The organism is Kineobactrum salinum, from assembly GCF_010669285.1.
Taxonomy (GTDB): Bacteria; Pseudomonadota; Gammaproteobacteria; order Pseudomonadales; family Halieaceae; genus Kineobactrum; species Kineobactrum salinum.
This window is the reverse complement of record NZ_CP048711.1, coordinates 4,416,576-4,438,460: the sequence shown is the minus strand read 5'-3', so window position 1 is coordinate 4,438,460 and position 21,885 is coordinate 4,416,576. Positions and strand designations below refer to the sequence as shown.

At 63.1% G+C, this 21,885-nt stretch carries 18 protein-coding genes and 1 pseudogene; 6 read left to right on the top strand and 13 right to left on the bottom strand.

The annotated features are described in order from the left end of the window. Positions 1-61: 61 nt before the first annotated feature. Both G3T16_RS19725 and G3T16_RS19720 read left to right on the top strand, forming a co-directional pair. Positions 62-559, top strand: coding sequence for a peptidylprolyl isomerase (locus tag G3T16_RS19725; RefSeq protein WP_163496723.1), 498 nt, complete (start codon positions 62-64; stop codon positions 557-559). A 15-nt stretch (positions 560-574) separates the two neighbouring features. Continuing rightward, a complete protein-coding gene (locus tag G3T16_RS19720; protein WP_163496722.1) occupies positions 575-1,297 on the top strand; it encodes a UDP-2,3-diacylglucosamine diphosphatase in 723 nt (240 codons plus the stop codon). A gap of 598 nt (positions 1,298-1,895) precedes the next feature. On the opposite strand, the gene miaE is transcribed toward G3T16_RS19720, so the two are convergent. Both miaE and G3T16_RS19710 read right to left on the bottom strand, forming a co-directional pair. Next, positions 1,896-2,522, bottom strand: a complete 627-nt coding sequence (miaE, locus tag G3T16_RS19715; RefSeq protein ID WP_163496721.1) for a tRNA-(ms[2]io[6]A)-hydroxylase — start codon at positions 2,520-2,522, stop codon at positions 1,896-1,898. Next, positions 2,522-2,992 carry a DUF1289 domain-containing protein gene (locus tag G3T16_RS19710; protein WP_163496720.1) on the bottom strand — a complete coding sequence of 157 codons (471 nt, stop codon included), beginning with the start codon at positions 2,990-2,992 and terminating at the stop codon, positions 2,522-2,524. Before G3T16_RS19710 ends, miaE begins: the two co-directional genes overlap by 1 nt. A 196-nt stretch (positions 2,993-3,188) precedes the next feature. Between G3T16_RS19710 and acnB the strand changes: the two genes are divergently transcribed. Further along, positions 3,189-5,804, top strand: coding sequence for a bifunctional aconitate hydratase 2/2-methylisocitrate dehydratase (acnB, locus tag G3T16_RS19705; RefSeq protein WP_163496719.1), 2,616 nt, complete (start codon positions 3,189-3,191; stop codon positions 5,802-5,804). 344 nt (positions 5,805-6,148) lie between these two features. On the opposite strand, the gene G3T16_RS19700 is transcribed toward acnB, so the two are convergent. From G3T16_RS19700 to speA, 6 genes and pseudogenes are all read right to left on the bottom strand, one after another. Continuing rightward, on the bottom strand, positions 6,149-6,724 hold the full coding sequence (locus G3T16_RS19700) for a hypothetical protein (protein ID WP_163496718.1): 576 nt from the start codon (positions 6,722-6,724) through the stop codon (positions 6,149-6,151). Between the two features lie 62 nt (positions 6,725-6,786). Beyond that, positions 6,787-7,203 (bottom strand): bactofilin family protein, encoded by a 417-nt coding sequence (locus G3T16_RS19695; protein WP_163496717.1) that lies wholly within the window; start codon positions 7,201-7,203, stop codon positions 6,787-6,789. Between the two features lie 243 nt (positions 7,204-7,446). Further along, a pseudogene (gene nspC, locus G3T16_RS19690) lies at positions 7,447-8,624 on the bottom strand (carboxynorspermidine decarboxylase). After that, complete coding sequence (locus G3T16_RS19685) at positions 8,624-9,844, bottom strand: saccharopine dehydrogenase family protein (protein ID WP_163496716.1); 1,221 nt, start codon at positions 9,842-9,844, stop codon at positions 8,624-8,626. The pseudogene nspC and the gene G3T16_RS19685 overlap by 1 nt, the downstream one beginning before the upstream one ends. Positions 9,845-9,871: 27 nt before the next feature. Beyond that, a complete protein-coding gene (locus tag G3T16_RS22240; protein WP_232059178.1) occupies positions 9,872-10,696 on the bottom strand; it encodes a type III PLP-dependent enzyme domain-containing protein in 825 nt (274 codons plus the stop codon). A gap of 82 nt (positions 10,697-10,778) precedes the next feature. Continuing rightward, positions 10,779-11,795: a biosynthetic arginine decarboxylase gene (gene speA / locus G3T16_RS22235; RefSeq protein ID WP_232059177.1), complete on the bottom strand. Its 1,017-nt coding sequence runs from the start codon at positions 11,793-11,795 to the stop codon at positions 10,779-10,781. A gap of 649 nt (positions 11,796-12,444) precedes the next feature. Between speA and G3T16_RS22230 the strand changes: the two genes are divergently transcribed. The 3 genes from G3T16_RS22230 to G3T16_RS19670 are packed head-to-tail and all read left to right on the top strand — an operon-like array spanning position 12,445 to position 14,880. Next, a complete protein-coding gene (locus tag G3T16_RS22230) occupies positions 12,445-12,927 on the top strand; it encodes a GNAT family N-acetyltransferase (protein ID WP_232059176.1) in 483 nt (160 codons plus the stop codon). Further along, positions 12,924-13,607: a peptidase C39 family protein gene (locus G3T16_RS22225; protein WP_232059175.1), complete on the top strand. Its 684-nt coding sequence runs from the start codon at positions 12,924-12,926 to the stop codon at positions 13,605-13,607. Before G3T16_RS22230 ends, G3T16_RS22225 begins: the two co-directional genes overlap by 4 nt. After that, positions 13,594-14,880: a flavohemoglobin expression-modulating QEGLA motif protein gene (locus tag G3T16_RS19670; RefSeq protein WP_163496715.1), complete on the top strand. Its 1,287-nt coding sequence runs from the start codon at positions 13,594-13,596 to the stop codon at positions 14,878-14,880. Before G3T16_RS22225 ends, G3T16_RS19670 begins: the two co-directional genes overlap by 14 nt. A gap of 22 nt (positions 14,881-14,902) precedes the next feature. Here the strand turns inward: G3T16_RS19670 and G3T16_RS19665 are convergent, their stop codons facing one another. The 5 genes from G3T16_RS19665 to purF form a co-directional block, all read right to left on the bottom strand. Then, positions 14,903-16,912, bottom strand: a complete 2,010-nt coding sequence (locus G3T16_RS19665) for a transglutaminase TgpA family protein (RefSeq protein WP_163496714.1) — start codon at positions 16,910-16,912, stop codon at positions 14,903-14,905. Between the two features lie 37 nt (positions 16,913-16,949). After that, the gene (locus G3T16_RS19660) at positions 16,950-17,879 is read right to left on the bottom strand and encodes a DUF58 domain-containing protein (RefSeq protein WP_232059174.1); all 930 of its coding nucleotides are present in this window, start codon (positions 17,877-17,879) and stop codon (positions 16,950-16,952) included. A gap of 35 nt (positions 17,880-17,914) precedes the next feature. Continuing rightward, positions 17,915-18,844: an AAA family ATPase gene (locus tag G3T16_RS19655; protein WP_163496713.1), complete on the bottom strand. Its 930-nt coding sequence runs from the start codon at positions 18,842-18,844 to the stop codon at positions 17,915-17,917. A 299-nt stretch (positions 18,845-19,143) separates the two neighbouring features. Continuing rightward, entirely contained in the window at positions 19,144-20,346 is a 1,203-nt protein-coding gene (locus G3T16_RS19650; protein WP_163496712.1) for an O-succinylhomoserine sulfhydrylase, read from the bottom strand. Between the two features lie 4 nt (positions 20,347-20,350). Continuing rightward, on the bottom strand, positions 20,351-21,874 hold the full coding sequence (gene purF / locus G3T16_RS19645) for an amidophosphoribosyltransferase (RefSeq protein WP_163496711.1): 1,524 nt from the start codon (positions 21,872-21,874) through the stop codon (positions 20,351-20,353). Between the last annotated feature and the right edge of the window lie 11 nt (positions 21,875-21,885).

Below are 21,885 nucleotides of genomic sequence, written 5' to 3'. Positions count from 1 at the left end.
CCAAAAGCCCGTATCATTGCCCTTCCAATACGACAACAATCAGACCCCGCGGGACACCGAAATGATCATTATTCGAACCACCTTTGGCGATATCACCGTCACTCTGGATGCGGAGAAAGCACCCAAAACCGTCGAAAACTTCCTCAGCTACGCCCGCGAGGGCTTCTACGATGGCACGATTTTCCACCGCGTCATTGACAACTTCATGATCCAGGGCGGTGGCTTCGATACCGACATGCAGCAGAAAGCCGCTGGCGAGCCGATCGAGAACGAGGCCGACAACGGCCTGACCAACGATTTTGGCACCATTGCGATGGCCCGCACCATGGACCCGCACTCCGCCACCGCGCAGTTTTTCATCAACATCAAGGACAACGACTTCCTGAACCACAGCGGCAAGAACATGCAGGGCTGGGGCTACGCGGTATTCGGCAAGGTCACCGCCGGCGAGGACGTGCTCAACAAGATCCGTGCGCTGCCCACCACCAGCCGCAATGGCCACCAGGATGTACCGGTCGATCCGGTGATCATTGAAACCATCGAGATCGTAGAGCCGTAGGGCCACTTCCGTCGCGTGCCTGCCACCTACTTCATCTCGGACTTGCACCTGGAAGTGACCCGCCCCGCCACCGTGCGGGCACTGCGGCGCTTCCTGCTGGAACATCGCGACTGTGAGGCCCTGTACATCCTGGGTGACCTGTTCGAGCTATGGATCGGCGACGACGACGATGCCCCCCTGGTTGGTGAAGTCGCCGAAATGCTGCAGCGCTTCACCGCCGCAGGGCCGGCTCTGTACCTGATGCAGGGCAACCGCGACTTCCTGCTGGGCAGGCAGTTCTGCCGCCGGGTGGGCGGGCGTCTGCTGAACGATCCCAGCGTCATCAATCTCTACGGCGAACCGACGCTGCTGATGCACGGCGACAGCCTCTGCACCCGCGACACTGAATACCAGGCCTTCCGCAAGAACACCCGCACCCCTGCCTGGCAGGCCGAACTGCTGGCGCGCTCGCTGGAGGACCGGCGCAAGCTGGCGCGGGAGCTGCGCAGCATGAGCCGGGAGGCCACCAGCAACAAGGCGGAGGACATCATGGATGTGACTCCGGAGGAGGTCGAACGGGCTCTGCTGGACCGCGAGGTCCGCCAGCTCATCCACGGCCACACCCACCGCCCCGCCCGCCACGACCACACCGCCGGCACCCGCTGGGTCCTCGGCGACTGGGACCAGAAAGGCTGGTACCTGGAAGCTACCCCTGACTCTATGCGGCTTGTTGATTTCGATATAAAATCAACGAGTTAAGATTTATTCTGAATGTGATTTCTAATTACTGTCGCGGTAGATTAACAGATCTGGTGCGGTTTATTTGAACATGTTGGGTGGCTACCGTCCCGGCCCGCCTCGCCGGTGGGCTTGCAGAGACACGCCGTAGACCCATCCATGGGGGCTCGGATGCGACATCCATGTCGCATACGGTCTCTGCAAGCCCACCGGCGAGGCAGCCCTACTTTCACGGTTTTTTTACTTAATTTGGGTGGCTGCCTTGTAGAAGCTGACCCCACCCATCTGCGCTTGGCGTCAGCATCCGTGCTTCCGACGATCCCGCAAGGAGCTTCCCGCTTCTAGCCTTCGACTCCAATTCCGCGCTACTTTTCGAAGTCCGCTCTGCCTGAAGATTCAAGCAACGCATCCCACCACCAGAAGTAAAATTTCGTGAAGGCAGGGGCGGGTCGGCGGTGGGCCTGCAGAGACCGTTTGCAGCATGGATGCTGCAACCGAGCCCCCATGGATGGGTTTACGGCGTGTCTCTGCAGGCCCACCGCCGACCCGGACCGGGAAGACAAGGCACCGAACCAAACAAACCCCGAGCGCCATGACGGAAGCCAACCAGGAAGCCTGATCAGGCAGGCTCAACAGCTCCCGGCACCCCACTATGAAAACGGAACTCAACGTCCGCCCCCTCGATCAACTGCGCCTCCCTCTGCCGCAGCACGTCCAACCGCTGCGCCACCTCCGCAGGTCCAGCCAGCCCCTCCGCCAACGCCAGGTAATCACGAAAATGCCGCGCCTCCGACTTCAGCAGGGATTCGTAGAAGCCGGCCAGCTCCTCGTCCAACACCGGAATCAGCGCCGCGAAGCGCTCACATGAGCGGGCCTCGATCAGGGCGCCCACCAGTAGCGTGTCGACCAGGCGTCCCGGCTCGTGGGTGCGCACCGCGCGCCGCAGCTCGCCGGCATAGCGCGAGGCCGACAGTTGCGGGTAGTCGATCCCGCGCCGCTGCATGATCGCCAGTACCTGCTCGAAGTGGCGCAGTTCCTCGCGCGCCAGCCGCGACAGCCTGTGCAACAGGCGGGGATGCTCCACATAGCGGTACATCAGGTTGAGCGCGGTGGAGGCGGCTTTTTTCTCGCAGTTGGCGTGGTCCACCAGCAGCAGCACCGGGTTCTGCTGCGCCCAGGTAATCCACGCCGCGGGGGTGGCGCAGGGCAGGAATTCGTGGATGGCCTCCAGCGCGGACGCTTGCATCAGCGTTGCTGGCCGGCAAACAGGTCGGGGGTGGCGATATAGCGTTGGTAATGGGCTTCCGACAGCACGTAGAATTCCTGGTCGATCAACTCGCGCAGCCGGGGCAGCGACAGGTCGCGGAAGGGGGGCTCGATATCCAGGCCATAGTCCAGCGGCTTGAGAATCTGGCCGGCGCCGGCCTTCAGCAAGGTGTAGGCCCAGCAGTATTCATCGTGCTCGGGGTTGTAGCGCAGCTGCTGTACCTGCAACTGCCACTGCAGCAGGGGCTTGTCCACTACCCGCAGTTTGTTACTGACGCACTGGGACAGGAAGGTGGAGAGGCGGCCGTCGATGGCGCGCTTCTGCTCTGGCGAATAGCTGTTCCAATGGATGACTTCATGGGAGAAACGCTTGCAGCCACGGCACACGGCGTCGCCGATGCCCGTGGAGCAGACGCCGATACAGGGCGTTTTGACGGTGGCTTTGAGCATGTTGGCTGGCGGTAACAGGCGAAAAACAGACCCGTCAAAGTGTAAGCCATCAGCTGGGTGAATGCACGGTATAAGCGTTTGATTTATTTATCTTATTAGTCCGCTGGGCTATAATCGCGCCGCATTCTTCCCCCGCATTCGGTGCGGCTCGCCGCCAGCGCCAGGGTGCCACTCGTCAATCTGAAGGAGCTCTACCGTGTTAGAAGCCTATCGCGAACATGTGGCCGAAAGGGCCGCCCAGAACATTCCGCCCAAACCCCTGAACGCCGAACAGGTGGCCGCGCTGGTGGAGTTGCTGAAGGATCCACCCACCGGGGAAGAAGCGTTTTTACTGGAACTGATCTCGACCCGGGTACCGCCCGGTGTCGATGAGGCCGCCTATGTGAAGGCGGGCTTTCTGTCCGCGGTCGCCAAAGCTGAAGTCGCCTGTCCGCTGATCGACCAGCCCACGGCAGTGCGCCTGCTGGGCGACATGCACGGCGGCTACAATATCGAGACCCTGGTCGGGCTGCTGGCCAATGAGAAGCTGGGCGCGGCCGCCGCCACCGAACTGAAACATACCCTGCTGGTGTTTGACGCCTTCCACGATGTCGCCGAACTCGCCGGCGAAGGCAACAGCCACGCCAAGGCGGTGATGGAGTCCTGGGCCAATGGCGAATGGTTCACCTCCCGCGAGCCGGTGGCGGAATCCATCAAGGTCGCGGTGTTCAAGGTGACCGGCGAAACCAATACCGACGACCTCTCCCCGGCCCCGGATGCCTGGTCGCGGCCGGATATCCCGCTGCACGCGCTGGCGATGTACAAGATGAGCCGCGACGGCCTGGAGCCCGAAGAACACGGCGTCACCGGCCCGATGGGCCAGATCGAGGCAATTCGCGCCAAGGGACTGCCCGTGGCCTTCGTCGGCGACGTGGTCGGTACCGGCTCCTCGCGCAAGTCCGCGACTAACTCCGTGCTGTGGTTCTTCGGCGACGACATGCCGGGTGTGCCCAACAAGAAAGGCGGCGGCATCTGTATCGGCAGCAAGGTGGCGCCGATCTTCTACAACACCATGGAAGATGCGGGCGCGCTGGTATTCGAAGCGCCGGTGGATGACCTCAACATGGGCGACGTGATTGAAATCCGTCCCTACGACGGCAAGATCCTGTCCGAGAGCGGCGAATTCATCTGTGAGTTTGCGCTCAAGTCCGCCATGCTGCTGGACGAAGTGCGCGCCGGCGGACGCATCAACCTGATTATCGGCCGCGGCCTGACTGCCCGGGCGCGGGAAGTGCTGGGGCTGGGCGACACCGACCTGTTCCGCAAGCCGGAACAGCCGGCCGACACCCACAAGGGCTACACTCTGGGCCAGAAGATGGTCGGCAAGGCCTGCGGCGTGGCCGGAGTGCGCCCCGGCACCTACTGCGAGCCGCTGATGACGACCGTGGGCTCCCAGGACACCACCGGGCCGATGACCCGTGACGAACTCAAGGACCTGGCCTGCCTGGGCTTTTCCACCGACCTGGTGATGCAATCCTTCTGCCACACTGCGGCCTACCCGAAACCGGTGGATATCGACACCCAGCACAGCCTGCCCGATTTCATCATGACCCGTGGCGGCGTCTCGCTGCGTCCCGGCGACGGCATCATCCACTCCTGGCTGAACCGGATGCTGCTGCCCGACACTGTGGGTACCGGCGGCGACAGCCACACCCGCTTCCCGATGGGCATCTCCTTCCCCGCCGGCTCCGGCCTGGTGGCCTTCGCCGCCGCCACCGGTGTGATGCCGCTGGACATGCCGGAATCCGTGCTGGTGCGCTTCAAGGGCGAAATGCAGCCCGGCATCACGCTGCGCGACCTGGTGCACGCCATCCCCTACTACGCGATCCAGCAGGGCCTGCTGACGGTCGAGAAAAAGGGCAAGAAGAATATCTTCTCCGGCCGCATCCTGGAAATCGAGGGACTCAAGGGTCTCACCGTGGAACAGGCCTTTGAACTGTCGGACGCCTCGGCCGAACGCTCCGCCGCCGGCTGCACCATCGCGCTGGACGAAGACACCATCGCCGAATACCTGCGCTCCAACATCGTACTGCTGCGTTCCATGGTGGCAGAAGGCTACGGCGACCCCCGCACGCTGGAGCGCCGCGCCAGCAAGATGGAAGACTGGCTGGCCGACCCCAGCCTGATGAAGGCCGACGCGGACGCCGAGTATGCCGCGGTGATCGAGATCGATCTGGCCGAGGTTCGGGAGCCCATTGTCTGCGCCCCCAATGACCCCGACGACGCCCGCCTGCTGTCCTCAGTGGCCGGCGACAAGGTGGACGAGGTATTCATCGGCAGCTGCATGACCAACATCGGCCACTTCCGCGCCGCGGGCAAGCTGCTGGAGCAGCACAAGGGCAGCATTTCCACCCGCATGTGGATCTCGCCACCCACCCGGATGGACGAGCACCTGTTGATGGAAGAGGGCTACTACAACATCTTCGGCCGCGCCGGTGCGCGCACCGAGATGCCCGGCTGCTCCCTGTGCATGGGCAACCAGGCACGCGTGGCCGCCAATGCCACCGTGCTGTCCACCTCCACCCGCAACTTTCCCAACCGGCTGGGCGACGGCGCCAACGTCTACCTGACTTCGGCGGAACTCGCAGCGGTGGGCGCGGTACTGGGCAGGCTGCCGACTCCGGAGGAGTACCTGACTTACGTGAAGGATCTGGACGCGATGTCGGCGGAGATCTACCGCTACATGAACTTCGACCAGATCATCGAGTTCCAGAAAGGCGCCGAGGAAGGCAAGCGCATCGCCGCGCTGGAGATCCAGCAGGTGGCTGTCTGAGTTGAGGTTTTGGCGACGTTGCTCTCTCAGGTGCTCGCCGAGTATTTGGCGGCGAGTAGCGGGTGGTCGGACGAAGGGCCGTACTTCGACCGCCGAGCCATCAACCGGGGGCGACGCTCAAGGCACACTCGGAGGCCGGCACTTCGATTGCCGAGCCATCACCCGGGGTGCGGTGTTCAAGACACGCCGTGAATCCATCCATGGAGGCTCGGTTGCGACATCCATGTCGCAAACGGTCTTGAACACCGCACCCCGGCCGATGTCTCTAGCTATGGCAGTCGGCCGACCTATGTAGTTGATCGAGAACAATGTCAGATAAAAAACCCCGCCCATGGCGGGGTTTTTTATGGTCGCCGCGCACTCATCAGCAACTCGAGCCGGCTGTCCGCCAGCAGTACGCTGCGGTCGAAACTGAAACCGGACAACAGATTCTGCAGCTGGCTCTGGGGCAACGGGGCGTAGCCGGGCAATGGTGCCGGGCGTTGTCTGATCTGCAGGGTATCCGCGGCCAGGATACCGTACTGGTGATGACTGGCACCGGCTCTGCGGTTGTGAACGCCGAAGCCGTAGGCCCGTGTGCCTGGATGGATGTGAGGTTGCAGGATCGACTGCAACGCGGCGATCGCGTCACTGTCGAGGTAATTGAACAGATCCCAGAACAGGCAGATATCGAAGCGGGTATGCGCGGGAAAGCGCAACAGTGCAGCCAGCTGAGTGCGGATATCGGGCCCCTCCTCCGCCGCCACGAACGGTAGTTCCGCGAATAGATCCGCGAAATGCAGGGTGCAGCGTTGGCCGGAAAAAAAAGCCACCGTCTCCGGCAGTGCCGAGCCCATGTCCAGTACCGTGACATGGCGGTCATCTGCCACTGACTGCAGCACAGATGTGAGTAGTTGGGATGACTGAGTGGTTGTGGTCAAGGGAACCCCGCCCGCCGCGGCGGGCGGAAATGAGCCGGATCGGTGATTGTTGCCGGTCGCGGTCAACCGTTCTTCAGGCCGGCGCCCGCAACGGGTGCGGCGGTCGTTGTCTGGCTACCTGCAGCCGCGGGCTTGTCAGTCTTCGCCGGTTGCGGTTGCGAGTGGGCGCTGTCGCCCGGATCCATGTCGATGCTGCCCTTGAAGATGGCGCCGTCTTCCAGTGTCACTCGCGGGGCAATGATGTTGCCGCGCACCCGGCCCGACTTGGAGATCACCACCTTCTCGCGGCCGGTGACATCACCTGCCACTTCACCCTCGATACGGACCGTCTTGGCCTTGATATCGGCGGTCACTTTGCCCGACTGTCCAACTGCCACCTCGTGTTCACCCAGGTCGATGGTGCCCTCGACCTTGCCCTGGATCGACAGATCTTCATCGCCGGTAACAGTGCCTTTAATGTGGATACTCGGTCCGATCATCGCGGAGCTCCTCGCAGGTGTGGAATTGCTGGTAGGGGTTGGAGTGGGGGTTGGAGTGGGGGTTGGAGTGCTGGGCGGAGCGGTCTCCGCCGGACGCGGCGGAGCCGCGTCCGCGACCGGAGCGTCCGGCTGCTTTTTCTTGCTTCGATCAAACATCGGATCGGCACCTCAGGGTTTGCGTGGACCGCCTATGCTAGCAGCCCTGCGCCGCCGAAACCAGTGGCGGGCAGCCGTCCACGGGAATCACGACAGGCGCCCGGCAAATTCCTCATAACCGAACTCGCGCACGATCTCCAGCGCATCGGTCTGTGAGTTCCACAGCGCGATCGCCGGCAGGCGGGTGCCATTGAACGTGGTGGTCTTGACCATGGTGTAGTGGGCCATGTCGGCAAACACCAGTCGCTGGCCGATCTGCAGGGCTTGCTGAAGCTGTAATCGCCAATCACATCGCCGGCCAGGCAGGTGAGTCCGCCGAGACGGTAGCTGTGGGGCAGTTCCCCCGGCAATCCGGCCCCACGCAGCGCTGGCCGGTAGGGCATTTCCAGGATATCGGGCATGTGACAGGTAGCCGAGCAATCGAGAATCGCCTGGTCCACCTGGTTCCAGGTGAGATCGAGCACCTCGGTGACCAGCACTCCAGTACCCAGTGCCACTGCCTCGCCCGGCTCCAGGTAGACCTGCACCCCGTGGCGAACGGAGAAATCCCGGATACAGCTCGCCAGGTCGTCGAGCTGGTAGCCAGGCCGGGTGAGGTGGTGGCCGCCGCCGAAGTTGACCCACTGCATCTGTGGCAGCAGGTCACCGAACTTCGCTTCCACCGCCTCCAGCGTGCGTTGCAGAGGCGGGAAATCCTGCTCGCACAGGGTGTGGAAGTGCAGGCCGGTGATGCCCTCCAGACTGTCCAGATCCAGTTGTGAGCGCGGAATGCCGAGCCGGGAACCCGGCGCGCAGGGGTCGTAGATGGGCACCTCGCCCTCGGAGTGTTCGGGGTTGATGCGCAAGCCAAAACGCATATGCGGCCGCGCGTCCAGCGCCTCCCGCACCAGCGGCTGGAAGCGCCGCCACTGGCCACTGCTGTTGAACACGACGTGGTCGGCGATGGCCAGTATCTGGCGCAGGTCCTGTTCACTGTAGCCGGCGCCGAACACATGCAACTCACCGCCGTAGTGCTCGCGGCCGAGACGGGCCTCGTGCAGGCCGCTGGCACAGGTGCCACTGAGATAGCGCGCCACCAGCGGCGCCAGGCGCCACATGGAAAAGGCCTTCAGCGCCGACAATACTTTGGCTCCGCTGGCGTCGGCCACCTGCTGCAGAATCGTCAGGTTGCGCTCCACCGCCACCTCGTCCACCACGTAGCAGGGCGACGGCAGCCGGCCGGGGTCCAGCTTGCCGAAGTCGGTAAACTGCATCGGCTCCGACATCAGAGTTCCTGTCCCTGCACCACGTCCAGGCGAAAGGCCGGATCCAGCTCCACCACTTTCCAGGGCAGGCCGTAGCGGTTCATGTCGGCCATGAACGGGTCCGGATCGCGCTGTTCCACATTCCAGACCCCGGGCTCGCACCAGTGACCCTCGAGTATCATCTTGGCGCCGATCATCGCCGGCACGCCGGTGGTATAGGAAATCGCCTGGGACTGTACCTCCCGGTAGCACTCCTGGTGATCGGCAATGTTGTACAGGTACATCACCTTGTCCTTGCCGTCCTTGTGACCGCGGACGATACAGCCGATGCAGGTCTTGCCTTTGGTCCGCGGTCCCAGGGTGGAGGGATCCGGCAGCAGCGAGGCCAGGAACTGGATGGGCACGATCTGCTGGCCCTGATACTGCACCGGTTCGATGCCGGTCATGCCGACATTGCCCAGCACCTCCAGGTGCTTCAGGTAGTTGTCCGAAAAACTCATCCAGAACTGGGCCCGCCGCAGGCTGGGGAAGTGCTTGCTCAGCGACTCCAGCTCCTCGTGGTACATGCGGTAGATGTCGTAGCTGCCGACACCGTCGGGACAGTCGAAGCGGGCCTTTTTCGACATCGCCGGAGTGGTGACGAATTCGCCGCCTTCCCAGTGACGGCAATCGGCGGTGACTTCCCGGATATTGATTTCCGGGTTGAAATTGGTCGCAAAGGGGTAGCCGTGATCGCCGCCGTTGACGTCGACAATGTCCAGCTCCGTGATCTCGTCGAAGTAGTGTTTGGCCAGGTAGGCCGTGAATATATTGGTCGCGCCGGGATCGAAGCCACTGCCCAGCAGCGCGGTGAGGCCGGCCTTCACGAACCGGTCCTGGTACTCCCACTGCCAGCGATATTCGAATTTGGCGGTGTCCAGCGGCTCGTAGTTGGCGGTGTCCAGATAATGCACGCCCGCTGCCAGGCAGGCATCCATGATACTCAGATCCTGGTATGGCAGGGCCACGTTGATAACCAGCGCCGGCCGCTCGCTCTGCAGCAGCTCGGTCAGCTCCGCGACGTTATCCGCATCGACCCGGGCCGTGCGTATCGGGCGCGATAGCTGGGCCGCGATGGCCTTGCATTTTGCCTCGGTGCGGCTGGCAAGGATGATCTCGCTGAACACTTCCGGCAGCTGGGCACATTTGTGTGTGACCACAGCACCCACCCCGCCCGCTCCAATAATCATTACCCTGGACATGCTCTATCTCCTTTGGCGTAGCACAGTTCAGTCGTGCTCAAAATAAGTATAGCCGTGCATGCTGTCACGGAAGGCCTGCAGAATGGTCTGTCGCTCCGCCACGGTAATGCGGCCACTGCGCACTGCGCTCTCGGCCACCTGGCGGAACTGCTCCTGCATATGCTTGGGTTCGTATTCCACATAGCTCAACACATCGGCGATGCTGTCGCCGTGGAACTCCCTGGCAAAGTCGTAGCTGCCATCCGGGTTGATCGCAACGTTGACCACATTGGTGTCGCCAAACAGGTTGTGCAGGTCGCCCAGCGTTTCCTGATAGGCGCCGACCAGGAAGACCCCGAGGATATAGTCCTCATCCTGCTTCAGCGCATGCAGCGGCAAGGTGGACACGGTGCCGGCCGGGGTGGAGAAACTGTCGATCTTGCCATCGCAGTCGCAGGTGAGGTCCGCCAGCATGGCTTGCCGCGACGGCCTTTCCTCCAGGCGGTGCAGCGGCATGATCGGAAACAACTGATCGATTGCCCAGATATCCGGCAATGACTGAAACAGACTGAAATTGCCGTAGTAGATGTCCGACAGCAGCTCAGGCAGATTTTCCAGCTCCGGCGGCACCCGGTTCACGTTCGGCAGGATAGCCGCAACCTGTTGCAGGATCGCCAGGCAGATATCCTCGGCGAGGGCACGCTCACGCAGGCTGGCCTGACCGTGATAAAACATCTCCCGCAGCTCGTCGCGATAAAACAGGGCGTCATTGTAGCACTCCTGGAAATTGTGCTGGCCTACCACCGCCAGTACTTCGCGAATATGCTTGAGGGTCTCGGGACAGCCCTCGGGCAACTCCCCGGGCAGGGCCAAGGCTCGCAGCTGCGTACATCCAGCACATTGAACAGCAACATTGAAGAATAGGCGACCGTGGCCCGGCCGGATTCAGAGATGATCACCGGTGGGCGATCTCCAGCGGATCCAGGGTTTCACGGATACTCTCGACGATATTGACGCAGTATTCCTCCAGCTGGTAATTCATGCTGTGAGTACTGTTGGTACGCGCGCCCTCGTAGTCCACCGCCAGCCCGCCGCCAAGATCGAGATAGCCCATCGGGGCGCCCTCCTCCACCAGCCCGGCATAGAAGCGGCAGGCTTCCAGCACACCATTGCGCACATTGCGGATATTGGGAACCTGGGAGCCCAGATGGCAATGCAGCATCTGCAGGCAGTGCAGCATGCCGGCCGCCCGCAACTCATCGACCACGCCGATCAAGGCCGCGGTGGACAAGCCGAATATCGAGCGGTCGCCGCTGTCCTGGCTCCAATGGCCGTCCACCTTCACCGAACTCTTCATCCGCACGCCGATCAGCGGCTCGATGTCCAGCGCCCTGCTGCGCTCGATGATCACTTTCAGTTCGCTCAAAGACTCCAACACAAAAAAGCAGGGATAGCCCATGCGCCCGGCATACAGCCCCAGGTCAATGAATTCCGCGTCCTTGTAGCCGTTACAGACTATCAGGGCGTCGGTGTCGTGCAGCTGGCTCAGAGCGATAATCAGCTCGGCCTTGCTACCGGCCTCGAAGCCGTGATGATAGCGCGCCCCGTAATTGGCAATCTCCTCGATCACATGACATTGCTGGTTAACCTTGATCGGGAATACGCCGCGGTAGACATTCTGATAGCCGCCGGCGGCAATTGCGCTGGCAAAGGCCTCGTTCAGCACCATGATACGGTGGTCCAGCACATTGCGAATACGCAACACCGTGGGCATCTCCAGGCTGCGCGCCCGCATGCCGGCGACAATGTCCATCAGCGATACACTGACGTCGCCGTTCGCGGTCGGCACCGTAACCTGGGCATGGCCGCCCTCGGAAATACTGAAATAGCCGGCACCCCAGGTGTTGATGCCGTAGAGTTCAGCGCTATCCGCCACTGACCAGGCGGTATTGGCGTCGCTGCCGGCAGTCATTGTGGTCGCTCGCCCGGCCGGGAGCCGGTTACAGCGGTTACAATCAGGTATGAAGGGGCGCCAGATTTGCGCACAGAAGCAGTCCTCTCATGTCAGTTTCAGGCCACACACGGAGGTATCAAAACAGCCTCAGTGGCGGAATGCCTTTGCAGTCAGCATAAAACACGCGGGTGATGAAAACGGCGCCGATTCTAAGCCTGCGCGCCATAAACGCAAAGTATAATTTCAGTCTCCGGTCTGAATGGTACTTACTTCAGTGATTCGGTGCCTCTAATCCGGTCACTACTTCCGGAGAGTGCTTTCGAGACACGCCGTGAACCCATCCGTGGGGGCTCGGATGCGACATCCATGTCGCATACGGTCTCGAAAGCACTCTCCGGAAGTAGCGCCCTCACTCCGAAACAAGCGTCGAGTAAGGACCGGATTATTGGATTATAAACACCCAATCGCTGAAGTAAGTGTCATCCGCCTTCGACCGACCCTTCAAGACTACAGTGACAATTCGGTGGTTTTCAAGCCGCGTTCGACGCGCCAGTGGCACCCGTCGACTATAGGCACTATATTGGCGCTGTCCAGTACTGGAAACGACAATGCTGCAAGCCCCTTCCGCCATTCCCCCGGCCGTTACCATTATGCCCGGTGCCGCGCCGTGAGCTATCTCGTCGCCCGCGCCAAGCCCGGTGACCTGGAGGCGCTGCTCGCCATCGAAGCAGCCTGCTTCAGCACCGACCGGCTGTCCCGGCGCAGTTTCAAGCGCTGGCTGCGGCGCGAGGACTGTGTCTTTCTGGTCGCAACCGACGAGACCGACGGCACTCTCGCCGGGTATATCCTGGTGCTGCTGCGCCGCGGCACGCGCCTGGCCCGGCTCTATTCCCTGGCGGTGGCCCCATCCCAACAGGGCCGTGGGGTCGCCCGCCTGCTGCTGGAACAGGCCGAACGCCACACCCGTAGCTCCGGTGCACTGTACATGCGGCTGGAGGTCGCCAGCACCAACAGCGGGGCAATACGATTGTATGAAAGTCTGGGCTACGAGCAGTTCGGGCTCTACCACGACTACTACGACGACCACAGCGATGCGCTGCGGATGGAGAAGTGCATCCACCCTACGAACCGGGCGGTGACTCCCACGTGATTCCATGGCTGGCCCAGACCACCCCCTTTAGCTGTGGCCCGGCCTCGCTGATGATGGCGATGGCGGGGCTCGACGACAAGTACCAGCCCTCGCCGCTGGAAGAGATCAACATCTGGCGCGAAGCCACCACAATTTTCATGACCTCCGGCCACGGCGGCTGCCATCCGCTGGGCCTGGCGCTGGCCGCGGCTGACCGGGGTTTCAGCGCCGAGGTATGGGTCAATATCGAAGGACCGCTGTTCCTCGACGGTGTCCGCGATGACAACAAGAAACGGGTCATGTCCCTGGTCCACGACGCCTTCCTGGCACAGTGCGAACGGCGCCGGATTCCGGTGTACTACCGGGACATTGATCAACTGCAGCTGGTCGACCTGTTCGACGCAGGGGCCAACATCCTGATTCTGATATCCACCTATAGACTCGATAGTAAAAAAGCACCTCACTGGGTGGTATTGAGCGGTTATGATGACAGCTGCCTGTATGTGCATGATCCGGAACTGGAGGATCTCAGCTCGGTAACGCTGCGCAAGGACGAAAACAAGGATCCACTGGATTGCCAGTATCTGCCCATCGCCCGCGCGGACTTCGCCGCGATGAGCCGCTTCGGTGGCAACCGCCTGCGGGCAGCGGTGGTGGTACGCCCGGGCCGGCGCAGGAGAAAGCCACGTGAGCGCACCTGATCCACACTACCTCAGCCTGGTACGGGAGCTGTCGGAACGCATCGTGGAGGCCCAGCGGCCGATCCGGGTGCTGGACGCGATCAAATGGCACAGTACCGTGCGCAAGGAATTCTTTGCCCGCGACTGCCGCGAACTGCCTGCCGTGGACCAGGACTACTACCAGCGCAACAACCCGTTGGACTTTGATCCGGCGGTGAAGCGTGCGGAATTCCAGCAGATAGAGCGGGATATCGCCCGCAAACTGGGACAGCTCAATCCGCTGGCCCAGATCATGCGCCGGATGTGTCGGGAATACCGCAGCGTCGTGCGCATGCTGGAGGTGCGTGGCAGCAACGAGTTCGGCACCATCTCCGAGGATCTGTACGGCTCCTCCTCGGACGTGTTTCACGCCGGCGATCCCACCTTGGCCGACCTCGGCACGGCGATGGAGGCGACGCTGATCAACCTGCTGCAGAATGCATCGATGCAGGAGGCGCGCAAGGATATTCGGGCCGAAACCGCGGTAGCGATACTGAACGAACGGCTGCTGGCCGTGTTTCCCGATGCCGGGATCCGGGTGCTGCTCAATGACCAGATGACCGCCGACGCCGCGGCGGGCTCCGATTACCTGAAAATACGCAGCGATGCGCTGTTCAACCGGCTGGACATTGATGTGCTGGAGGTGCATGAGGGCTGGGTGCATCTGGGTACCACCCTGAATGGCACCGCCCAGCCCTGGTGCACCTTTCTCGGCAAGGGCACGCCCTCGGCCACCACCACCCAGGAAGGGTTGGCGGTGCTGACCGAGATCCTCACCCTGCGCTCCAGCCCCTCGCGGCTCTACCGCCTGATCAACCGGGTGCGGGCGGTGACGCTGGCGGAGGAAGGCGCCGACTTCCTGGACGTGTTCAACTACCTGCTGCAGCACAACATGACTCCCGAGGACAGCTACAGCATCGCGGTGCGGGTTTTTCGCGGCAGCACACCCACCGGCCGGCCCTTTACCAAGGACCTGGCCTATATGCGCGGCTTCGTCCAGACCTACAATTTCCTGCGCCTGGCCATGAGCCAGGGCGAGTTGGACAGCCTGCCGGTGCTGTTCTGCGGCAAGATCACACTGGAAGACATCAAGACCTGGCGCCTGCTGATCGACGAGGGCGTGGTGATCGCGCCGCAATTCCTGCCGCCGCACTTCGCCGACCTCAAGGGCCTGGCCACCTGGATGAGCTTTTCGCGCTTCATCGCCTCGCTGAGCTTCGACCAGTTGCAGGCCGACTACGGCGCCCTGCTCTAGCAACCTGCCCGCAACGCGCTCTTCATGCCGGCGGCGGCTGCCGCAGCAGCGAGCGCAGGCGCGCCAGCAATTGCTGGCGCCGGGCCTCGTCCTGCTCCCGATCGGCATAGGCCAGCTGGTTGAATTCGTGGGTAAATTGCCGCAGCCACGGCGCCAGCGCCGGCTGCTCCAGAGCGGCCCGGCGGGCGAAGTCGGCCGGGGCCTCGCCGGCGGCACGGACGATACCCCGCGCCGCCAGCCGTACGCAGAACGCCAGATACAGTTTCGTCGCCGGATCCAGGCTGTGCCGCTGGCGCCGGCCCAGCAGCAGCCAGGCGACCGGCAGCAGCACCACCAGCGCACTCGCGAACAGCACCGCGATGAATACGCGCGGCCGGATATCCCCGAATACGTCCTCCAGCAACTGATACTGTTGCTGGCTGTCGAAGCCCACCACCCAGCTCTGCCAGCGATAGGTCAGCGCGTCGTAGCGCAAGCGCGCCATGTTGATCCAGTTGATCCCGCGGTAGCGCAGCGGTGACAGTGGCGAATCCGCCAGGAAACTGCCCTCGCCAGCCAGCGCCTGCTCCAGTCCCAGCTCGATGCGCTCGGGGGCCACCGCCGCGGTGGGATCCACCCGCCGCCAGCCCTCACCCGGCAACCAGACCTCGGCCCAGGCATGGGCATCGAACTGGTGCACGATGACCGTGCCGTTGACGGGATTGATCTCGCCGCCCTGATAGCCGGCCACCACCCTGGCGGGCACCCCCGCCGCCCGCATCATCAGCGTAAAGGCGAAGGCATAGTGCTCACAGAAACCGCGCCGGGTCCGGAACAGGAATTGATCCATCGGATCTTCGCCCAGCAACGGCGGCTGCAATGTGTAGACAAAGGGTTCGCGGTTGAAGTGGTCGAGCACGGCCGTCACATAGTCCGCATCGCTGTCACTGGCAGCCCGCAGTTGCCGGGCCAGCGCCAGCGTGGCCGGGTTGCCGGCAGCCGGCAAGGCCAGCTCCGTGCGCCGGCGCCAGGCAGACAACTCCAGTTCCAGTGGAGTCCGCGGCCAGCTGGTAGCTCGGTACAGCAACTGGTCTTCGATCTCGACTGGTGAATAAAGGCGGAAGTCCGCGCTCGCCATCACGCTGCGCTGAGCCGATTGAGCATAACGCAGGCTGTACAGCCAGTTCTGCTGCGTGGGCATCATCAACACGCTGTAGCGCAGGGGCTCGCCCACCGGCTCCTGCCGCCGCGCCCGCCACTCCCGCGCCGGTATATCCGCATATTTCAGGCTGCGCCAGGCACCGTTCTCCAGCACACTGAATACCAGGCCCCGCCAATACAGTTCCGAGCGTGGCGGGATATCCCCATCGAACTGGACCCGGAACGCAACCTCGTCGGACTGGCTCAGGCTGGAGATATCCCCCGGCTGCATGAAGTCGCTGACGCCGGTCCTGGCGGCGTGGCTCTTGACCGGCACCGTCCACAGCGGGCCCAGGCGCGGGAACAGGAAAAACAGCACCAGCATCAACGGTAAGGCCTGCGCCAGCATGACCGCCGGCAGCCGCACCGTGGCCAGCCGGAAACGGTGCTCGCCGGGCTGGTGCAGCGCGACCAGCGCGGTGGTCAGCAACAGGATGTCCAGCATCGAGTACAGCACCAGCAGCAGATGCTGGGTGAACAGGAAACCGGTGACGCAGATAAAGTAGCCCAGGAAAATAAGCACATAGGCATCCTTGCGCCGGATCAGCTCCAGCAGCTTCAGCGCAAACGCGGTCAGCAGCAATGCCACTGTGGGCTCCAGGCCCAGCAGATTGCCGTAGCTGAGCCAGATCGCGGCGAAACCGGCAGCGATCAGCCCCAGCTTCACCCAGCGGCCCGGAAAGGACCAGCGCCCCTGGTACACCATGATGCGCCAGCCAGCCGCGAACAGGTAGACCAGGACGACCCACAGCGGCAACCGGCCAAGGTGGGGAGCCAGCAGCGCAAACTGGCTGATGATGATCCACACCAGCGCATTGCGCGGCACTATCCTCGCGGCTGTCGCGATCTTCATCGGGCCCCCTCCCCTTTGCCATACAGTGCCAGTGCGCTCAACACCCGGTCCAGCTGGTGCTCACCGCTGGCGGGGCCAGCGTCAGGCCCGGCAGCCGCAGACCGTAGTCCTCCTGGGCCCGCTCGAAGGCGAGAGCCCAGTAACAAAGGTGCGACAGGCGCTGTTCGGTGGGCAGGCCGGAAAACAGCTCCCAGTCCAGCCACAGGCTGCGATCGGCATAGCCGACGTAGTGCTTGCTCTGCAGCCCCTGACCCTTGGCCAGCCCCTTCCAGTGGACCTGTCGCAGCGAATCCCCGGGCCGGTATTCGCGAAAGCCGTAGAAATCATCACTGCCCACCACCGGAATCGCCGCACCCTCGGGCCGGTCACCGGCCACTCCCGGCAGCTCCCCGGAGCTCAGTGGCCGCGGGTAGACCAGCGCCCGCAGGTCCAGGTCGACCCAGGTCCAACAGCGCAGTAAACCCAACGGGTAGGTGGATTCCAGCAGCAGGCGGCCCGGGTGATACCAGCCACGGCCACCCACCGGCAGATACAAGCGGAGCTCGGCAGTGTCGCGATCCACCAGGTTGACCACGGCGTCGCCGCTGTCCGGCCACGCCAGCCGCAGGGCGTAGTGCTGCTGCCGCCGGCCCCGCTCCAGGCGCAGGACGAACTCACTTTGCTGGCCGGGAAAAACCGTGCTCGCCGCCACCCCGTGCAGCCTCAGGCCAGACAGGTTGGCATAGCTGTGCAGCACTCCCACCACGAACAGCGTCGCCAGCAAAAACGCCAGCGCATAGCTCATGTTGTTCTGGTAGTTGATTGCGGTAAGCAGGATCAATATTACCAGCAGGCCGAAGAACAGGCCTGCCCGGGAGGGCAGGATGAAAATGCGGCGCTGGTCAAGCGTCACCGATCGCGCCGGCGGAATCCGGCGCGTAACCCAGTTCCCGAAGCGGCCCCGCAAACGGCGTGCGACTGCCTCCATCCGGTCCCGCACCAGTGCCACGATCTGCAGCCGCGTCAGGGACGGATCACGTCGACGTTGCGCGCCAGCAGTTCCACCAGTGCCTGGCCATCGCCGGCATAGTCGCCACTGGGCACCACCCGGTGGGCCGCCACCGCGGGTAACACCGCCTGCAGGTCTTCTGGCACAACATGACTGCGTCCATTCATAAAGGCCCAGGTACAGGCGCAATCCAGCAGCGCCAGCGCTCCCCGCGGCGACAGTCCCACCGCGAATTCGCCGGTCTGGCGGGAATAGGCCACCAGCCGCTGCAGGTAATCCAGCAGATTGTCAGAGGTATGGACCGCCGCCGCGGCCGCCCGGATCTGCTCCAACTGGACGGAATCAATGCACTGGCGCAGCCCGGCAGTAACGCCGTTGCCGGCATGCTTGCCAAGCAGCATCTGCCGCTCTGCCTGCGGGTCGGGATAGCCCAGCTGCAGCCGCATCAGGAAGCGGTCCAGCTGGCTCTCGGGCAGCGGATAGGTGCCGGCCTGGTGTACGGGGTTCTGGGTGGCGATCACAAAAAACGGTTGCGGCAGCGCCCGGGTCTCACCCTCTATCGTCACCTGCCCTTCCGCCATCGCTTCGAGCAGGGCGCTCTGGGTCCGCGGCGTGGCGCGGTTGATTTCGTCCGCCAGCAGCAGCTGGGTGAAAATCGGGCCGGGATGAAAGCTGAAACTGGCATCGTTGCGGTTGTAGATCGACACGCCGAGGATATCGGCCGGCAGCAGGTCACTGGTGAACTGGACTCGCTTGTAGCTCAGCCCGAGTACCTGGGCCAGTGCGTGGGACAGTGTGGTCTTGCCCATGCCGGGCAGGTCCTCGATCAGCAGATGCCCGCGGGAGAACAGGCAGCACAGCGCGAGCCTGACCTGTACGTCCTTGCCCAGCAGGACCTTGCCCACTTCGGCGACGGCGTCTTCGATTGCAGCCTGTATGTCCATATGTCTTCGCTCCGATGCTCGCTTCGTGCCAGGACAATGTTGGGGTGCCAAAGGGATGGTACTTGCTTTAGCGATTGGGTGCCTGTGATCCGGTCACTGTTTCCGGAGAGCGCTTTCGAGACACGCCGTGCCCAAAGCACTCGCTACGCTCGTGGGGCAGGCTCTGAACCCATCCGTGGGGGCTCGGTTGCCGCATCCATGCGGCAAACGGTCTCGAAAGCGCTCTCCGGAAGCAGCGCCCTCGCACCGAGCCCGCCCCGAGTCTGTCCGGGGCAGTGCGATTCGGGTGCCAGACACAATCAGACGGTTGCGTCCAGGCCCCGCTGCAGATCGGTCCGCAGGTCGTCCGGATGTTCCAGCCCCACCGCTACCCGGATCAGGTTGTCGCCGATGCCTGCCGCGGCGCGCTGTTCGGGGCTGAGGCGGCCGTGGGTGGTGGTGGCGGGATGCACGATCGTGGATTTGGCATCGCCCAGGTTGGCGGTGAGCGAGATGATGCGGGTCGCGTCGATAAAGCGCCAGGCCTGTTCGCGCCCGCCACGGACCTCGAATGATAAAACGCCGCCGAAGGCGCTTTGCTGGCGCGCGGCCAGTTCGTGGCCGGGATGGTCGGGCAGGCCGGCGTAGTAGACGCGCTGTACCTGCGGTTGTTGTTGCAGCCACAGCGCCAGTTCCAGCGCAGTGTGGCTGTGGGCCTCCATCCTCAGGCGCAGGGTTTCCAGGCCCTTCAGGAACACCCAGGCGTTGAACGCGCTCATGGTGGGACCGCAGGTGCGCAGGAAGGTGAGTACTTCCGTCATCTGCTCGGCCGCGCCCACTACCGCGCCACCGACACAGCGGCCCTGGCCATCCAGGTATTTGGTGGCGGAATGGATCACGATATCCGCCCCCAGCGCCAGCGGGCGCTGCAGGGCCGGGGTACAGAAGCAGTTGTCGACGACCAGCAGGGCACCGGCGTCATGGGCGATCGTGGCCAGGGCCGACAGGTCGGCGACTTCACACAGCGGATTGGACGGCGTCTCCACGAACAGCAGTGCGGTTTCCGGTCGCACTCCGGCGCGCCACTGGTTCAGCGCCAGCAGCGGGACGAAATCTACCTGTACACCGAACTTGCCCAGGTAGCGGGCGAACAGGTTGGTGGTGGTACCGAATACGTCGCGCGAGCACAGCACATGGTCGCCAGCCTTCAGCAGGGCCATGCAGGTACTGAGGATGGCGGCCATGCCGGATGCGGTGCCCACGGCCATCTCGCCACCTTCCAGTGCGGCAATCCGCTGCTCGAAGGTCCGCACTGTGGGGTTGGTGTAGCGCGAATAGACATTGCCGGGCTGCTCGCCGGCAAAGCGGGCGGCAGCATCCGCGGCCGAATCGAACACATAGCTCGAGGTGGCAAAAATAGGTTCCGAGTGCTCGCCCTCGCCGCTGCGGGCGATGCCCGCACGGATCGCCAGGGTGTCCAACTGCGCCCCGTCCAGGGGGTCTGGGTACTGGTCTTCGCTCATGGTTTCAACTGGCGTCGTTATGCAAACCGACTACCGCCCCCTCTGCTAGCATAGTGGTCCGACTGAGGCTCTGGGCATCATCGTTGCGCAAGGCTTCAATGCGGTCAAGATAGGCGCGGTCAACATCGCCGGTCAGATACTCGCCGTTGAATACTGAACAATCGAAGCCCTCGGCCTCTTTGTTTCCTTCGCGGGAACATTCAATCAGGTCTTCCAGATCCTGGTAGATCAGCCAGTCCGCGCCGATCAGCTCACAGACCTCTTCCACCGTGCGACCGTGGGCAATCAATTCTTCTGCCGAGGGCATATCAATGCCGTAGACGTTGGGGTAGCGCACTGGCGGCGCGGCCGAGGCAAAATACACTTTCCTGGCACCGGCGTCGCGCGCCATCTGAATTATCTGGCGGCAGGTGGTGCCGCGGACGATCGAGTCATCCACCAACATCACGTTCTTGCCCTCAAACTCCAACGGCACGGCGTTAAGTTTCTGGCGCACGGATCGCTTGCGCTGGCTTTGGCCCGGCATGATGAAGGTGCGGCCGATGTAGCGGTTCTTCATGAAGCCTTCGCGAAACTTGATGTCCAACGCGGACGCCAGCGACTGGCCGGCAATCCGGCTGGTGTCGGGGATCGCGATCACCACATCGATATCGTGCTGCGGCCGTTCGCGCAGGATCTTGCGCGCCAGCGTCTCACCCTGACGCATGCGCGTCTTGTAGACCGAGATGCCGTCCATCAGCGAGTCCGGCCGGGCGAAGTACACGTGTTCGAAAATACAGGGGCACAGCTGCGGGTTGCTGGCACACTGGCGCCGGTGCAGCGCACCCTTGCTGTCGATGAACACGGCCTCACCGGGGGCCACGTCACCGAGCAGACGAAAACCGAGGACGTCCAGGGCAACACTCTCGGAGGCGAGCATATGCTCTTCACCGGCGGCGGTGTCGCGTACCCCTATTACCAGTGGCCTGATCCCGAACGGGTCGCGAAAGCCGACCACGCCATAGTCGACCAGCAATGCGACGGCTGCATAGCCGCCGCGGCAGCGCCGGTGTACCGCCGTGATCGCCTGGAAGATGTCGTCCGGCCCAGGGCTGAGTTTGCCCAGGGTCTGCATCTCGTGGGCAAACACGTTCAACAACACTTCTGAATCCGAATCCGTATTCAGGTGGCGCAGGTCATCCTGGAACAGTTCCCTGGCCAGCTGTTCTGAATTGGTGAGATTGCCATTGTGCGCCAGCGCAATGCCGTAGGGGGAGTTGACATAAAATGGCTGTGCCAGCGCCGGGCCGGAGCTGCCGGCCGTCGGGTAGCGCACATGGCCGATACCGATAGGGCCCTTGAGACGCGCCATATGGTCCTGACGAAACACATCCCGCACCAGGCCCTCGCTCTTGCGCTGATTGAAACGTCCGCCACGGCAGGTCATGATCCCGGCCGCATCCTGGCCGCGATGCTGCAATACCGTCAACGCATCATAAATGTCCGGGCCGACATCGCCCTTGCCTACCATTCCTACCAGACCGCACATGCCACATTTTC

Bases quoted from the DNA above. Each gene is read 5' to 3' on its own strand.
- G3T16_RS19685 (WP_163496716.1), bottom strand. From the start codon at position 9,844: ATGTCCAGGGTAATGATTATTGGAGCGGGCGGGGTGGGTGCTGTGGTC.
- purF (WP_163496711.1), bottom strand. From the start codon at position 21,874: ATGTGCGGTCTGGTAGGAATGGTAGGCAAGGGCGATGTCGGCCCGGAC.
- G3T16_RS19650 (WP_163496712.1), bottom strand. From the start codon at position 20,346: ATGAGCGAAGACCAGTACCCAGACCCCCTGGACGGGGCGCAGTTGGAC.
- miaE (WP_163496721.1), bottom strand. From the start codon at position 2,522: ATGCAAGCGTCCGCGCTGGAGGCCATCCACGAATTCCTGCCCTGCGCC.
- speA (WP_232059177.1), bottom strand. From the start codon at position 11,795: ATGACTGCCGGCAGCGACGCCAATACCGCCTGGTCAGTGGCGGATAGC.
- G3T16_RS19655 (WP_163496713.1), bottom strand. From the start codon at position 18,844: ATGGACATACAGGCTGCAATCGAAGACGCCGTCGCCGAAGTGGGCAAG.
- G3T16_RS19665 (WP_163496714.1), bottom strand. From the start codon at position 16,912: ATGAAGATCGCGACAGCCGCGAGGATAGTGCCGCGCAATGCGCTGGTG.
- G3T16_RS19695 (WP_163496717.1), bottom strand. From the start codon at position 7,203: ATGATCGGACCGAGTATCCACATTAAAGGCACTGTTACCGGCGATGAA.
- G3T16_RS19725 (WP_163496723.1), top strand. From the start codon at position 62: ATGATCATTATTCGAACCACCTTTGGCGATATCACCGTCACTCTGGAT.
- G3T16_RS19710 (WP_163496720.1), bottom strand. From the start codon at position 2,992: ATGCTCAAAGCCACCGTCAAAACGCCCTGTATCGGCGTCTGCTCCACG.
- G3T16_RS19660 (WP_232059174.1), bottom strand. From the start codon at position 17,879: ATGGAGGCAGTCGCACGCCGTTTGCGGGGCCGCTTCGGGAACTGGGTT.